Here is a 14,799-nt window from a genome sequence, read left to right on the forward strand (position 1 = left end):
AAGTTTTATTTCAAGGACAAACGATTATGCTTATAGTAATGAGGCCGGAAGCTACTTCAACAGAAGTTGACGGCGTGCTCGAAATAATAAAAAAGCTTGGCTTCAGAGGCCATGTTATGCCGGGTGCAACCCGTACAGCCATTGGAATTACCGGCAATAAGGGCTCAATAGATCCTGCCTATTTTGAGAATCTCCCTGGTGTTGCAGACACGATAAGAGTTACAAAACCTTACAAACTTATTTCAAATGACCTAAAGCCGGAAAAATCCTCGATAAAGATTGGGAATTCTGTTATCGGAGATGGCTCATTGTCAATCATAGCAGGCCCCTGCGCTGTTGAGAGTCCTGAACAGGTGTTTGCCGCGGCTGAAGCTGTTTCTGGCGCCGGTGCAAAGTTTTTCCGAGGCGGAGCATTCAAACCCCGGACATCGCCGTATGCCTTTCAGGGAATGGGTGAAGAGGGTTTAAAGATCTTGGCAGAGGTACGTGAGCGTTACGGTTTGAACATTGTAACCGAAGCTATGGATGAACATGGCATCGATCTGGTTGAAAAGTATGGTGATTGTATTCAGATCGGAGCAAGAAATATGCAGAATTTTGCGTTACTTAAGTACGCTGGAAAAACAAGGAAACCGATCCTCTTAAAACGTGGCCTTTCCGCTACACTTGATGAACTGCTTCTTGCCGCCGAATATATTATGGCTGAGGGAAATTATAATGTGATCCTTTGTGAACGCGGAATCAGAACATTCGCAGATCACGCACGGAATACTATGGATCTTTCCATAGTGCCGGCGGTTCGCCGTTTATCTCATTTGCCGATAATCATCGATCCTTCTCATGGGACCGGTCATAACTATATGGTGGAGCCATTGGCCCTTGCAGGGGTCGCAGTCGGGGCTGACGGCCTGATCGTTGAAGTTCACCCGCAGCCCGAAAATGCCAAATGTGACGGAGCCCAAGCAATCACACCTACACAGTTCAAACAGCTTTACACTAAGGTGATGGCGTTACACCAAACCCTCACGCCAGCATCTCAACCCGCACAGGTATCACCGCATTAAAATGAACTGTACCCGATCGTAGTTATTCTGTATAAGCAATGATCTTAAAAAAGATCCGCATATGTCCCGAAACATATGCGGATCTATTATGGTCGTCTGTCGCCTTTTGCCTAAGCGCTCAAACGGAATCGCAGTATACCATAAAGCTGAAAATACAAGCTAAAAAATGCCGAGGCTATCAAAAGGGTCATAGGCATATATGCAAACCATTCAGGCAGCAGAATACCTATCGCTTGTCTCATCAAAAGTCCCATTACAATACCAAACGCAGCCAAAATAAAGCGTCCGGCGACCCATCCTTGAAACAAAGGCCGCTCTTCCGAAAATAGGAGGAAATAAGGGAGAATGATGAACGCCAAAAGCGTAATTGTCGACAAAAGCCCCTCATAACCGAGTCCGATCCATGCTTGGCCAAAATCCAGCGCCAAAAAGAACAATACGAACGTCGTATCCAGGGCAAAAGGTGTAGCACCTGTTTCATTTATCGCAACTAACGGACGATTATCAAATTCAATGCCAACCGCACGTAGATAACTTGTATTTTGCATTTTTACCTCTTAATGATTAACTACTTGTTCTTCGATTCAGGGGCACTGAACTGTTTATAAGCAACCCGAAAAAGCTCGGAAAGAGCCTTTGCAGTTTCGGGTGAAAGGTTCTTATCGGCTCTCAAATGCGCTTCCACGATCTCCGGCGTCGGTTCATGCGGATAATAAACAACGGCCTCAACATCCGTCTTGCTTTTCTTGTTCATTACACGATCGATCGGCATATCAAGCCATCCGGTCAATCTTGCTATATTGTCAGCATCCGGCTTACCGGTTCCGTTCTCAATCCGCGAGAGTGTAGAAGCCGATACATTTGTTACATCAGCAACATCTCGAAGACTTAATCCCAATTCTTCCCTCCGGCGCTTGATAGCACGCCCAAGTTCGATAGTGTTTATAAGGTTCTCATTCTTAAACGACATATTGTCCTGCCTCCGTAAGTCGTAAGTGTCATAGGTGCACTATAGATTTCATAGATAAAACATACCACAGAGAAATTTTAAATGCAACACCTTGTTTTATACTTGCAACAAATAATTTGTTATGATACGCTGTTTCACAGATAGGACACCACGCGGCCTGTCAAATTGAAATTGCTGAGTTGCCCATTGCCTGGGGGTAGCGAACAGAAACCGAGCCGAACGGGTTGGCGGTAAAAAGGCATTACCGCTGGAATCCTTAACAGCCAACGGTTTGAGATGACCAAAAGAGGAATGCATATGAAAGAGAAGTTAGAAACGCGAAATATTGATATAGTTCAGCCGGAAATATTTGAGACTTCAGCGGATGGTGGAAATGTTGTCAAATTCCGCTCAACGCTGAAAGAACTTCGGAGCAATGTAGAGCCAAAAATGCTACGTCATCGCGAAGGGTTACGGGGACGGGACGGACGTCCACGCACTGTTGAATATATAGAATGGCATACAGTCGCCGATATTCTGGATGAAACGGCTTCGAATTGGAATCACACGGTAAAGGATATAAAACCGCTCGGAGACTATGTGGTAGTAACAGTTGCGATAACCATTGATGGTGTAACTCGTGAAGGCATCGGAACCGGATCTGCTCGCAGTGAGATGGGAATAAAAAAAGCCGAGCACGATGCGCTGAAGCGCGCTGCCGTGAAGTTTGGAATTGCTCGCGATCTTTACAAGCGTGATGTGGAGAATATCTCTGTTACACTCGACAAAACTGAGCTGACTGATACCGTTGCCCGCACTATATCCGACCTCATCACCACAAAACAGATGGGAATGATCCGTGCTATTGCCCGTGAACAGAAGGTCGATGCGGATGCTATGTGCAAAGAAGTTATGAAGTGTAAGATCAACGAGCTCTCGCGAAAAGCGGCATCTCAGCTGATCGATCTTTTGCAAGAACAACCGGCGGCCACGCCAATGCGTAAGGTAGGCTAGTTTGTTTCCTCCCACGCTGCCATAGTTTTGAGTTGTGGGCGGCCGTCCTGCCATTGACCCTACGGCCGAAGTTTCTCCACCCACAGCTCAAAACTTTTGCAGAAATGACCTAATATTTACACTCAAAATCAACAGTGATATGCTTCACGGCGCACATTCAAAATTCTCAGACGGAGAACATTATGCCAGAAGCACGATCAGATGAATCGATCCAGATGCCGAAGCACGGCGAATTTTGCTGGACCGAGATCAACAGCCATGACATAGCGAGCAGCAAGCCATTTTACACAAATATTTTCGGATGGCAGTTTGCACAAAGCAAATCCGGGCAAGATATGGAATATCTGGAATTCGCATCGAGCGGCGAAGGATATCCGGACGGAGCTCTTTTCGAATTGACCGAGGAAATATGTGGAGGAAATATGCCGCCTGCACATATTGCACACTACGTCTCAGTTGACAATGTTGATGCCTCGTGCGACAAGGCTAGGTCGCTAGGCGGAGCCGTTTTGTTTGGGCCGCATAATATACCCAATGTAGGCCGGTTTGCGACCATTGCCGACCCAACCGGAGCCGCGATAAACATAATAACTCTTATCCCGATGAACTAATGAGTATACATACTGAATTACAGAAGCTTGCTGGACAATGGTCCGGCACAAACAAATTGAACCTTTCATGGATGCCCGATCCGATCAAGGAATCAGCTTCGACCGCAACAGTGACCGAACGCGTCTCAGGTCAATGCTTGGAGATCGCTTACAGGTGGGAATACGAAGGCGAACCGCAGGAAGGATTGATCATCATAAACGGCAACGGCGGTTCAAATGCGGTCAATGCCTTTTGGACCGATTCATGGCATTCGAAGAATGTGCTTATGGCCTGTGAAGGCTCCGTCTCAGAAAACGGGGCGGTAAATATCAAAGGACATTATTCTGTCCCAGATCATCCGGATTGGGGTTGGCGAACAGAAATCATCCCAAATGGCGACACATTCAAATATTTAATGTTCAACGTCTCACCCGAAGGCGTCGAAGAATGGGCAGTTGAGACGGAGTTTGCCCGCAGTTGAGGAGACAATAAAATGGCGGAATTTACGATACCGAAGCACGGAACCATTTGCTGGCGCGAACTGGCGACTAAGGACATCTCGGCGGCTGAGACGTTTTACAAAGAGATGTTCGGTTGGCATTTGGAACAGACAAAGGTTACCGAGATGAAATATTCCGAGATCCACATTGATGGTAAAGCGGTCGGAGGAATGATGCCGATGGATGAGAATTGGGGCGATGCTCCGTCTCACTGGACAGCCTACATCGCCGTCTCAGATACAGACGACACCGCAGAGAAGATCAAAGAAAATGGCGGTTCGATTAAGCATGGTCCGTTCGATGCTCCCGGCGTTGGCCGAATTGCAATGGCCGCTGCCCCCGATGGCGCAAACTTCGCCGTCATCCAATTCGAACAATGAGGTCGATCTTTCCCGGTATCGAAAGTGAACGAGGCTGCTGCTCGGCGAAAGGAGCCCGGAATGATCTGATCGAATTGTCAAATGTCCAGAATCCGACATATGGAGTTTCTGCTACTTATTACAAACTCGGGACGAATCTGACGACCACCTTGATGCTCAACAACAAAGGCCCGGAACCGATTCTTGCAATGCCGAGGATATATAGTTTAACCGGCACCCGACTCCATCTTGCACCCATTTCCGTTCCTGCAACATCATATCTCGATATTGATATGAACGAATTGCTTGCAGCGGCCGGGCCCGATTTTCGCGAAGGAAGCCTGAAGATCAACTATCAGGGCGGCGATTACCAACTCGGTGCTCAGGTCAAGATGATGAACGAACAAAACGGCTTGATCTGGGCAGAACAGCTTGTTTATACCTCGAAATTTGTTTCGAATAAACTCGAAAACGTCTGGTGGCTGCCGACCGAAAACATGGAGACACGGCTTGTCGTCTCGAACACTTCCTATTCGAGCGTTACCGTTACCTTGAGCGTGGATGGGACAACTCCACATCAATCGGTTCCTATTCAGATAACTCTCGCCCGAAGTGAAACTCGAGTTTTAGACATAATGGCCGATCTTGTCGGCAGTCCAAGCGCCGTGCTTCATAACAAGGGTGGAGTATCGATCACACATACCGGAAACCCCGGCGCGGTTCTGGCGAGAATGTTTGTCGCCAAACCAAGTCACGGTTATTCCGCTTCCCTTCCCTTCATCGACCCTGAAAATACGACCTCGCAGAAATGGCATGGAAATGGATTGAGGCTAAAGAATCTAAACGGAGCAAGCCTAACGCCTTTGCTTATAGCGCGAAACACAAGTGATCAGATCTCCAGAATCCGAGGCAAGATTCCCTACACAAGGCCGAATGGCGAAATGGCGGCGGTAAATGTTCCAGTAACGAATATCTCACCCAGCTCTACGAGAATAATCAATCTTCAAAACTTGCTAAACGGAGCAAATGTCCCGGCCTCGGTAAATCATGCTGGTATTGAGCTCGAATACGATACGCCAAAAGGAACCCTGATCGTTCAGGTTCAAAGCGTGAGCCAGAACGGAGAACATGTTTTTCAAGTTCCGATGTTCGATCCACAAAAGACGCCTTCAAGCGCGGGCGGTTACCCGTGGAAAGCGGACGGCGATTTCCATACGATTTTGTACATAAAGAATGAAACTGATCAACCAAAGAAATATACCGCGTTTATGAGCTGGGACGGTGGCGGATATTCTCTCGGTGTGAAAGAGATCAAACGCAATCAGACCCTGGCGATAGATTTCCGAGAGCTTCGCGACAACCAAACACCCGACGTGAATGAGACGCTTGGAATTGCAAGCACCTATGCCTGTTACAACTGCTGCGGAGATTCGTTCTATGACGGATGAATATTACCGTTTAATGAGGTCATCTGTCAGGCCCAATTTATAACTGAGCCGCATTAACACAAAGAAATCAGGCTCGCGTGCCGGTGAATTCGAGAGCGTTCGGGATCATTGGTGATTCGATGGATCCATTTATTGAATCACCATTGACGGTTCCATTGATGTTGAATTCGACCGATTGGCCCTGTATCTCGGTTGCGGCGGTTGCGGATACTTTGTTGCCGTTGACGCGGCCGCCTTCGATCTTGCCTTCGCCGAGCATGGTGGTTAGCGTTCCTGAAACCGAGGAACCGTCTTGTTCAAGCGACATCTTGATCTCAACATCGCTACCCATGAAATTCAGCGATAGCTTCCAATCGCCGGCGACATTCGCGGCGTCGGCACTTTCCGATGTTTCGTATTCTGACATTTCTTTCGGTACCCCATCCTTATCGAATATCTCGATCGAATCAGCAAAATCACGGGCCTGGCCAAGGATCTCACTAGCATCTCCGACTACAACCAACACCATATCATCAGGCCTGATATATTTGTTAGCCACGCGGCGAACGTCCTCGACCGAAACCGCCCGAACATGATCGGGTCACCTTCCGAGTCAGAATCTTCCGTAACAAAAAACTCCTGAACATCCGCGATCGAATCTGTCTTTTGCTGAGAACTCCACAGCCTTCGACGGGTAATGATCAGTTCACCGCGCTGGCGGTCTATCCGCACGGTAGTTATTGGAGATCCCCACAGCAACCAGAGACCGGCTACAGCTCCAACAGATCCAAAGATGAATGCAAGAACACGTTCCCAGGCAGCCATCTCAGATACGTTATGAAATCCGCCCAAGGCACCATAGACGAATAGAGCTCCGATGACGATGAAAAATCCGCCGAGAAACCACACGATCGCGGGCGTCTCTTGAATGACCAATGATCCGTGTTCTTCCCAGCTTTTCAAGCGACAAGGTCTTCAAAGTCCTCAACCGAGGGAAGGTCGGAGAGGTCCTTTAGTCCGAAATGTATCAAAAACTCTTTAGATGTCCCGTAAAGCATTGGTCGGCCAACTGTTTCCTTATGGCCTTTGGTTACGATCAGCCGCTTCTCTAGAAGCGTTTTTATTGCCGACGCGGACTGCACGCCTCTGATCTCCAAGATCTCAGGCACGGTTACAGGCTGCTTGTAGGCAATAACGGCAAGCGTTTCGAGAGCAGCGATCGAAAGCTTTGCCGAGGGTCGAGTCTTTAGAAATTGTCGAATGTATTCGTGCAGCTCTGTCCGTGTAGCGATCTGCCAGCCACCTGCGACCTCACGCACTTGCAAGCCACTTTCACGATTCTCATATTCTTCACGAAGTGCCTGCAGCGCGGCTTCAACACTGGGGCGATCTTCCTGCAACAAGTCGGCGATGGTTCGGGCAGTGATCGGCTCATCGGCAACGAAGATCAATGCTTCGGCCAGAGCCATAAGCTCACCGGTACTTCGTACACTTTTTGTCGTTTCTGCTGCCACCTCTGCCATCAAGCTTTTTTCAATATTATATCGTCAAAGGTCTTTTTCTGGATCAATTTTACGCTCTCGGTGCGTACCACCTCGAGCACAGCGATAAATGCTGTTACAAGCTCACGGCGCGTTTCAAACTCCTCAAAAAACGCTGCAAGGCTAAGCTCGGCGTGTTCCAAGATCCGTGATCTTAACCGCTTTATCATCTCGGCAAGCGAGACCTCGTCTCGCTCGATCTCCATCGTGATCTTCTCTTTCTGCCGCTCGACGATCTTTTGGAAAATTGTGATCAGGTCAAAAACGGTCGCGCTGATCTCGGCATTGTTCTCATCGCTGTCGATCTTGCCCCGAGGGAACACGGCCTGTTCGATGGTCGCCTTTTCATAGAGCATCTGGGCGGCCGATTTGTATTTCTCGTATTCGAGTAGGCGATCTACAAGTTCCTGACGGGGGTCTTCGGCTTCTTCTTTCTCTGCCAGCGGGTCGCGCGGCAGTAACATCTTCGATTTGATCTCGATCAGCTGTGCAGCCATCACAAGAAAATCTGCTGCGACCGCAATATCAAGAGATCTCATCAGACGGATATATCGAACGTATTCATCCGTTATACGTGCTATCGGGATATCGAAGATGTTGGCTTGTTCCTGTCGGATAAGATAGAGCAAAAGGTCGAGCGGTCCGGCAAATTCACCGATGCGCACACTAAGTTCGTCGCGCGACTCGGCGACGATCTCGGCCGTTTCCGTAAGGAAATCAAAGCTATACTGTTCAACTTCTTCCTGCATCAGGGAAATTGGCATTTTAGCTTAAAGTAAGATCGCAAGCTATCTGAGAATCACACAAAACATTGATCATAAGCAGCCTAGAAATACTTGGTTTCCCGAAGATAAATAATATAGTCGATCTTAGGGGGCTCTTGCCCTGATTCTCTAATGAGGGTCATAAGATTCCCACGATGGATCGTGGAATGAACGAGAATGTGCGTCAGCAATTCGCGATATGTGTTCTCGTGGGGAATACCTTCGCTTGTGTGGTATCTTGCCCGCAGGTCAAGCCCTTCATCATCAAAATTCTTAAGCAACTTATCGAAGCGTTCGGCATTTTGTCGTGCTGCTTCGCCGCATTCCTCCAACGTCCGATCCGGCCAGAAATCAAAACCTGTCGAATTCTTACCGTGAAGCCTTTCGTAATATTCATTCTCAGTGGTGAGAAGATGGGAAAGAATAGCCAATGCTCGCTGTGATCGCGATGACCTCAATGCTACGATCAGCCGTCGATTCGCCCAATCATTGTATGCAAAAAGTTGTCGTAGATGTTCGATTGTCTGCATTCAATCAAGATCGAGAGCATATCGTCGAAGGTCGTCGATAGTGACGACGGTAAGTGCAGCTTCATGAGTCGCCTTCAAGTAAACCTTCGGGGCCATTCCATGTTCGAGAGCCTCTCTCCATCGGAGCATACACAAACACCACTTATCGCCTTGCTTCAGTCCGGGAAAAGCCCACTCGGGACGCGGCGTTGAGAGATCATTTCCGACTGACTTCGAAAACGCCAGGAATTCATCCGTCGCCTCTATGCAAACAGTATGGCGACCCGTATCATCGATCCCCGTACGACAATAACCGTCGCGGTAAAATCCCGTCATTGGATCAAAGCAACACGGTTCAAGTTCGCCGCCGAGAACATTTCGCGGTTTTGGGTTGTGTCCATTGCCATTAGTGCTGCTCATCATCAGTTATTATCCATTACCTTTTGATATTCACCTGAATCAACCCACTTCAGTATCTCCGAAACACGCCATATCGGAAATGGATGTGAGAGCCCGGCGTTAATGATATCTGCCCAAAATTTATCAAGCTTGTTCTCGTCATAATTCTTCTGGAATTCTCTGGCCTGCTCAAGAAAAAGCTCATAATCGATCCTTCCAGTCATAGTTCCGCCAGCAAGCTTCATCATTGTTCGGCCGACAACGTGCGGGTCCTGCACAACCAGCATCGCCGCTCGATCACACGAGAGCTCCGCCCTTCGCGCCCAGGCGAGTAATGCGCTTGATATACCGGCAGAAACAATGAATTTGATGATCTCCGAACCCGGGACAAGACGTGCGACCGAGATGTTTGCCAAAGCTTCCATAAGCCGGGCCGCCGTAAGATAGAGCACGTGTTCTGCGTGAATATGGCCAACCTCGTGGGCTATGACCGCAAGCCTTTCTTCATCACTAAGTCTTTCTATGAGGGAAGAATGTAGCACTATAATTGGATGTTCAACGCCTCCGGTAAATGCGTTGACCATCGGATTCTGCTGGATGAATAGATCCGGCATATCGACACCGAGCGTGGTGCAGGCGATCTGAAGCTTCGCAAAAAGGTCCGGGCATTGTTTCGGCGTCACCTTGACGGCGCTCGCCATAAAAGTAACGCGAATGGCAGATTCGCCCGTAACTGCAAGCAGCTTCTTCAGAGCTGTGTCGATCCCCGGTATCGCCTTTAATGCGGCAAGAGCCTTGCTATCCGCGGGATGTATGTAGTCGTGCTTCCTAAGATCCGCATATTTCTTGTGGGGTTCATCAGAAAGCGGAAGCTTGCACTTACCGCAATTTGCTGCATTATTTTGATAGCCCTCCTTAACCGAATTCTTTTGACCGCAATACCGGCATCGAATAAACAACCCCTTCGCAACTGCGGTTCCCTCGCGACCTTCATCCTTTTTCTTCGCCATACCAAAAGTCTAGTTTAATGGAGCACCGATACACAACCCCAAGATCGCTGGCTGGTAACACTTGCAGGGTGATATTGATATCATCAGTTAAAAGCTACTGATGGATCTGAATAAACACGATATGACAAAGAAGATGATCTATACGAACACCGAAATGGTACCGGGACGCGAGATAAGCGAAGTGCTCGGCGTCGTAACCGGAAATGTTGTTCAAACAAAACATGTTGGGAAAGACATTTTGGCCGTCTTACGATCAGTGGTTGGCGGTGAGATAACGGGCTATACGCAAATGTTGACCGAAGCCCGACAAAAAGCGATCTCCCGAATGGTGATCGCCGCCCGTGAACTGGATGCCGACGCGGTCGTCAGTTTACGGTTTACCACAATCTCAATAATGACAAATGCCTCTGAGATACTTGCCTACGGAACGGCGGTCAAACTAAAAGACTAGCCATTTCGCTCAAGATGGGCAATCGTTTCTACGTGATGGGTCTGCGGGAAAAGGTCAAGAGCAACTACGCCGCTGATAGAATACCCGCTCCCGATAAAACGTCTGAGATCGCGTGCCAAGATAGATGGTTCACAGGCGACAAAGGACACGCGCTGCGGAGCTAACTCGATAAGATTCATTATCGTGTCGCGTTCCGTGCCGGACCTTGGCGGATCAAGCAAAACAAATTCTGGCGGAGGCATCTCTCGTGAACCCAGAAACTTCCGAACACTTTCTCTTCTTTGTTCAATATTGTTTAACCCTGCTAGGCTTGCATTCTTGGCGGCGAACTCGACCGCAACGGGATTGTCCTCAACGGCCACAACCCGGGAGAACCGTCTTGCCAGCGGAAGGGTGAAAAGGCCGACACCTGAGTAAAGATCGAAGGCAAGATCGCCGCTGGCGTCAGCTAGAGCCTCTTCAACGAGTCGATCAATGAGCCATCGGTTCCCCTGAAAGAAAGTTCTTGCTGAAAACGACAGCCTTTCACCACCGAATTCGAAGTAGATCTCTTTTGCTGTCTTATTTTCCGTGTTGGAATATGTAGAGACCAAGCCCTCAGAACCCACAGCCGCATCGATCTGTGTCTTTCCATCGATGGCTGGATCTAATGTTCTTCTTTGTCGCTCTAGTTCAGCCTGTAATTCCGGCAATAGAACGGCGCACTTTTCCACATTAACAAGCGAACGCGAATTTCGCCGATAATAGCCGATCTTGCCCGCGGCCGGTTCCGCATGCCATTGTGCCCGGAGCCGATATCCGAGCTGTGCCGGGCTGCCGATCATCTTTATCTCGATGTCTTGGTCCAGTTTTGCGATACGGCGAAAACAGTCTAAGATCATCGCACGCTTCGCGGCTAGCTGCGCGGCATATCCTAGCTGCATCAGATCACAACCGCCACATTCACCGAAGTATTCACATATTGGATCGATCCGATCCGACGATGGTTCCAATATCTCAATGATCTCAGCAAAGGCGCTTCTTCCCTTTATTTCATAGATACGTACATTTAGTTTGTCACCGACGGCTGCGAGCGGAACGAAAACGGTTAGGCCTCCCGAATGACCGAGTCCAAGACCGCGTGGAACTATTCGCTCGATCCTGATCTCGAATTCATCCCCGATGCTGTGAGTTGGTTCTATGTTCAATGGTTAGTCAGGGCGTCAATTCAAGGAAGGTTAAGATCCCCTTTTGCAAGAATATCACGAAAGTCCTTTAGGTCATGCGGCTTGGAATAAGAAAGGGTGAATACAATGGCAACACCTCGTCGCACCGTGGCATACATCCGCTTTTTCCCCGCGGATGTTTCTGTATCAAGGAATGCGAACTGCATCTTCCCGAGTTTCTCGGCATCAGTTTCGGAGTATTTGAAGTCGCCGGGCAAACGCATGACCAAATATTGGCTTCGGATCGCATCAAAGTAATCCACGGCATCTTTGATCTGGGGATTTAAGCTAAGATCTTCGGCCAAGATCTGAATAAACGCAGGATCAGATGCTCCTTCCGGAAGACGCTGTGCTGTCAATAATACTCTTACTCGCTCAAGCGAACGGTTGATTTGAACACGGCTTGCCCGGTCAATTGTCTCGGGTGCTTCCAGCCCAATGTCCGCTGCCTTTTCACCGAGCCCACTACTCTTGATCTGCCAGTAGTCAGGAAACGTTATCTGAAACTTAAGTTCTGCATTGGTGTAAGTTTGCCCATTGATCCCGGTAGAACTAGGCTGAGCTGAGACGGAGAGAACGATAAAAAATAAGCCGATGAGCGAATATGTAGCTCTCATAAATAGAACAAAGTAAGCCGCGGGATATTGTAGTGTTCACGGAGCCGCTTCAGTAACATAAGCTTGTGCGTGCGTTGATACGAGCTCTTTTCCATATGGCTCTTATATTGACGAAGTTCTCCGGCCACCTCTTTCTCTATTTTCTTTAGATGCACCGATTCGATATTTGATAGCATCGCCTCTTCTAGCATACCCTCAATGTCAGAAAGGGCACCGTCGATCTGTTCAGGACGGTCGGCCATCGTTTCATTAAGTTCGATCAGGCGCTTCGTCGCCCGATCGATAGCTTCACCCAATCGCGGTTCGGCAACTTCTCTCAATTTTTCGATAAGTGAACTTATATGCCTTCTTATTACCTCACGAGAAAGATCATTTTCATTTCCATCTACGGGGACCCCTTCTGCTTTTCCTATCTGCGTTGCCGCCCATTCCTGAAAAAGAGCCTCAACCTCCTCTTTACAAAAGACAAGGCTTTTTATCGTCCTCGGTCGTGGATTCTTCTCGAAATTATCAAAAACCGTTTCAATGCCGCGCAGGACAATATGAAGCGGAATACCCCGCTCCTGCCACGTTTCGATCATTGCCCAGTCGAGGGGTGAAAGCAATAAATTCTTACCCCTTCGCCGAACAAACGTATCCTCGATCTCAGTGAAATAGTTGAAATAATTCAAAGCGAATCTCTCCGACCCTTCCTATTATACGACCTTGGGCGGTCTTGAGAACTACCCTGCCCTATCTAGCAAATTGCGGATAGCTTTTACTAGGAATAGAATTCCTTTTAATGACGGAAAGACGAGAACGATTTGAGACATCCTCCGGCATAGAATTGCCCAACGATTTTAACCCCTCTAACACGGAACCGATCGATCTTCAGCGAGATCTCAGCTCGCCCGGCGAGTTTCCATATACCCGCGGCGTGCGCCGAAATATGTACCGCGGCCGCTTTTGGACGATGCGGCAATATGCCGGATTTGCAACCGCCGCAGAATCGAATGAGAGGTACAAATATCTTCTCTCTCAAGGAACCACGGGCTTGAGCGTTGCATTCGATCTGCCGACGCAGATCGGGCTTGACAGCGACGATCCTCTCTCAGCCGGAGAAGTCGGAAAGGTCGGTGTCGCGATCGACAGTCTTGAAGATATGCTGACCCTGCTGGACGGGATACCGCTTGACAAGGTCTCGACCTCAATGACCATAAACGCTACAGCATCAACGCTATTATGTTTATATCTGGCGGTCGCGAAGCGTCAGGGCGTCCCGTTCGACAAGGTAAGCGGAACGATACAAAACGATATATTGAAGGAATACATCGCGCGGGGAACATATATTTATCCGCCAAAACCTTCGTTGCGTTTGATCACCGATACGTTCGAATTCTGCGCATCTGAGGTGCCGAATTGGAATACGATCTCGATATCCGGATATCACATCCGAGAAGCGGGCTCGACGGCCGCCCAAGAACTTGCATTTACCTTGGCAGACGCGATCTGTTATGTTCAGGCAGCCATCGATGTCGGTATGAAGGTCGACAATTTCGCTCCGCGATTATCGTTTTTCTTTAACTCTCACAATAACTTACTGGAAGAAGTGGCAAAGTTCCGCGCTGCAAGAAGGCTCTGGGCCAGAATAATGAAGGAACGATTCGGGGCACAAGATCGACGTTCGATGATGCTCCGTTTTCATACTCAGACTGCTGGCTCAACGCTTACTGCTCAGCAACCGGAGGTAAATATCATACGGACTACAATTCAGGCATTGGCTGCGGTCCTAGGTGGGACCCAAAGCCTTCATACCAATTCAATGGATGAGGCGCTCGGACTTCCCACAGAATCGGCAGCCCGTATCGCTTTGCGCACTCAGCAGGTAATAGCTTATGAATCCGGAGTTGCTGACACCGTCGATCCGCTTGCGGGCAGTTTCGCGATCGAAGAACTTACGACCCAGCTTGAACGGCGTGCTATTGAATATATCGAAAAAATAGACGCGATGGGCGGAATGCTGCGCGCTATTGAAACAGGCTATGTTCAACAGGAAATACAGGATGCTGCGTATACATATCAGCGGGCCGTTGAGACCGATGATGCAGTCGTCGTGGGCATTAACAAGTTTCGCATAGAAGAAGATCGGTCGGTACCAATCCTTTCTGTCGATCCGCAGATCGAGCGTGATCAGATAGACCGCGTTCAAGCGCTGCGTGATAAACGCAATGCCGCACTCGCCAATGCCGCTCTAAACAGACTCGTGTCCGCCGCCTCGGGAACTGAAAATGTATTACCTGAGATTCTTGCCTGTGTCGAATCTTACGTAACGGTTGGTGAGATAAGCCATGCGCTTCGCAAAGTCTGGGGAGAATATAAGGAATCCGTCACGATTTAAGAGTGTTCGGTCCGCGACCTTA

Annotated in this window: 20 protein-coding genes; 8 read left to right on the forward strand and 12 right to left on the reverse strand. The window is 48.7% G+C overall.

The features are described from left to right. Nucleotides 1-26 precede the first annotated feature (26 nt). Nucleotides 27-1,064 (forward strand): 3-deoxy-7-phosphoheptulonate synthase, encoded by a 1,038-nt coding sequence (aroF, locus tag JVX88_RS01525; RefSeq protein WP_211625107.1) that lies wholly within the window; start codon nucleotides 27-29, stop codon nucleotides 1,062-1,064. Nucleotides 1,065-1,174: 110 nt separating this feature from the next. Here the strand turns inward: aroF and JVX88_RS01530 are convergent, their stop codons facing one another. Both JVX88_RS01530 and JVX88_RS01535 read right to left on the reverse strand, forming a co-directional pair. Next, complete coding sequence (locus JVX88_RS01530; RefSeq protein WP_211625108.1) at nucleotides 1,175-1,612, reverse strand: hypothetical protein; 438 nt, start codon at nucleotides 1,610-1,612, stop codon at nucleotides 1,175-1,177. A gap of 20 nt (nucleotides 1,613-1,632) precedes the next feature. Next, complete coding sequence (locus JVX88_RS01535; protein WP_211625109.1) at nucleotides 1,633-2,034, reverse strand: helix-turn-helix domain-containing protein; 402 nt, start codon at nucleotides 2,032-2,034, stop codon at nucleotides 1,633-1,635. A 297-nt stretch (nucleotides 2,035-2,331) separates the two neighbouring features. Here JVX88_RS01535 and JVX88_RS01540 point away from each other — a divergent pair, with 297 nt between their 5' ends. The 5 genes from JVX88_RS01540 (at nucleotide 2,332) to JVX88_RS01560 (ending at nucleotide 5,925) form a co-directional block, all read left to right on the forward strand. Beyond that, nucleotides 2,332-3,027, forward strand: coding sequence for a Rad52/Rad22 family DNA repair protein (locus JVX88_RS01540; RefSeq protein ID WP_211625110.1), 696 nt, complete (start codon nucleotides 2,332-2,334; stop codon nucleotides 3,025-3,027). A gap of 182 nt (nucleotides 3,028-3,209) precedes the next feature. After that, on the forward strand, nucleotides 3,210-3,638 hold the full coding sequence (locus JVX88_RS01545; protein ID WP_211625111.1) for a VOC family protein: 429 nt from the start codon (nucleotides 3,210-3,212) through the stop codon (nucleotides 3,636-3,638). Continuing rightward, a complete protein-coding gene (locus JVX88_RS01550) occupies nucleotides 3,638-4,099 on the forward strand; it encodes a DUF1579 family protein (protein ID WP_211625113.1) in 462 nt (153 codons plus the stop codon). Before JVX88_RS01545 ends, JVX88_RS01550 begins: the two co-directional genes overlap by 1 nt. A gap of 12 nt (nucleotides 4,100-4,111) precedes the next feature. Next, the gene (locus JVX88_RS01555; protein WP_211625114.1) at nucleotides 4,112-4,498 is read left to right on the forward strand and encodes a VOC family protein; all 387 of its coding nucleotides are present in this window, start codon (nucleotides 4,112-4,114) and stop codon (nucleotides 4,496-4,498) included. After that, nucleotides 4,495-5,925 (forward strand): hypothetical protein, encoded by a 1,431-nt coding sequence (locus JVX88_RS01560; RefSeq protein WP_211625116.1) that lies wholly within the window; start codon nucleotides 4,495-4,497, stop codon nucleotides 5,923-5,925. Before JVX88_RS01555 ends, JVX88_RS01560 begins: the two co-directional genes overlap by 4 nt. 67 nt (nucleotides 5,926-5,992) lie before the next feature. Here the strand turns inward: JVX88_RS01560 and JVX88_RS01565 are convergent, their stop codons facing one another. The 7 genes from JVX88_RS01565 to JVX88_RS01595 all read right to left on the reverse strand — a co-directional run bounded on the left by JVX88_RS01565 (nucleotide 5,993) and on the right by JVX88_RS01595 (nucleotide 10,127). Beyond that, nucleotides 5,993-6,433, reverse strand: coding sequence for a hypothetical protein (locus tag JVX88_RS01565; RefSeq protein WP_211625119.1), 441 nt, complete (start codon nucleotides 6,431-6,433; stop codon nucleotides 5,993-5,995). Continuing rightward, on the reverse strand, nucleotides 6,418-6,867 hold the full coding sequence (locus tag JVX88_RS01570; protein WP_211625121.1) for a hypothetical protein: 450 nt from the start codon (nucleotides 6,865-6,867) through the stop codon (nucleotides 6,418-6,420). The genes JVX88_RS01565 and JVX88_RS01570 overlap by 16 nt, the downstream gene beginning before the upstream one ends. Next, nucleotides 6,864-7,427, reverse strand: coding sequence for an SMC-Scp complex subunit ScpB (scpB, locus tag JVX88_RS01575; protein WP_211625123.1), 564 nt, complete (start codon nucleotides 7,425-7,427; stop codon nucleotides 6,864-6,866). Before scpB ends, JVX88_RS01570 begins: the two co-directional genes overlap by 4 nt. Then, on the reverse strand, nucleotides 7,427-8,209 hold the full coding sequence (locus tag JVX88_RS01580) for a segregation and condensation protein A (RefSeq protein ID WP_211625125.1): 783 nt from the start codon (nucleotides 8,207-8,209) through the stop codon (nucleotides 7,427-7,429). Before JVX88_RS01580 ends, scpB begins: the two co-directional genes overlap by 1 nt. Before the next feature lie 62 nt (nucleotides 8,210-8,271). Continuing rightward, complete coding sequence (locus JVX88_RS01585; RefSeq protein ID WP_211625127.1) at nucleotides 8,272-8,739, reverse strand: DinB family protein; 468 nt, start codon at nucleotides 8,737-8,739, stop codon at nucleotides 8,272-8,274. Then, a complete protein-coding gene (locus JVX88_RS01590) occupies nucleotides 8,740-9,141 on the reverse strand; it encodes a DUF2237 family protein (RefSeq protein WP_225931325.1) in 402 nt (133 codons plus the stop codon). Beyond that, nucleotides 9,141-10,127 (reverse strand): M48 family metallopeptidase, encoded by a 987-nt coding sequence (locus JVX88_RS01595; protein WP_211625129.1) that lies wholly within the window; start codon nucleotides 10,125-10,127, stop codon nucleotides 9,141-9,143. The genes JVX88_RS01590 and JVX88_RS01595 overlap by 1 nt, the downstream gene beginning before the upstream one ends. Nucleotides 10,128-10,227: 100 nt before the next feature. Here JVX88_RS01595 and JVX88_RS01600 point away from each other — a divergent pair, with 100 nt between their 5' ends. Then, on the forward strand, nucleotides 10,228-10,578 hold the full coding sequence (locus tag JVX88_RS01600; RefSeq protein WP_263975460.1) for a heavy metal-binding domain-containing protein: 351 nt from the start codon (nucleotides 10,228-10,230) through the stop codon (nucleotides 10,576-10,578). Here JVX88_RS01600 and JVX88_RS01605 read toward each other — a convergent pair. From JVX88_RS01605 to JVX88_RS01615, 3 genes are read right to left on the reverse strand one after another with little or no spacing between them, the layout of a single operon-like run. Beyond that, the gene (locus tag JVX88_RS01605) at nucleotides 10,575-11,765 is read right to left on the reverse strand and encodes a class I SAM-dependent RNA methyltransferase (RefSeq protein ID WP_211625131.1); all 1,191 of its coding nucleotides are present in this window, start codon (nucleotides 11,763-11,765) and stop codon (nucleotides 10,575-10,577) included. The genes JVX88_RS01600 and JVX88_RS01605 overlap by 4 nt on opposite strands. 20 nt (nucleotides 11,766-11,785) lie before the next feature. Then, entirely contained in the window at nucleotides 11,786-12,400 is a 615-nt protein-coding gene (locus JVX88_RS01610) for a hypothetical protein (RefSeq protein WP_211625132.1), read from the reverse strand. Continuing rightward, nucleotides 12,397-13,071, reverse strand: coding sequence for a hypothetical protein (locus JVX88_RS01615; RefSeq protein ID WP_211625134.1), 675 nt, complete (start codon nucleotides 13,069-13,071; stop codon nucleotides 12,397-12,399). Before JVX88_RS01615 ends, JVX88_RS01610 begins: the two co-directional genes overlap by 4 nt. 110 nt (nucleotides 13,072-13,181) lie before the next feature. Here JVX88_RS01615 and JVX88_RS01620 point away from each other — a divergent pair, with 110 nt between their 5' ends. Beyond that, a complete protein-coding gene (locus tag JVX88_RS01620) occupies nucleotides 13,182-14,777 on the forward strand; it encodes a methylmalonyl-CoA mutase (RefSeq protein ID WP_211625136.1) in 1,596 nt (531 codons plus the stop codon). The last annotated feature ends 22 nt before the right edge of the window (nucleotides 14,778-14,799 follow it).

The organism is Leptolyngbya sp. 7M, from assembly GCF_018128485.1.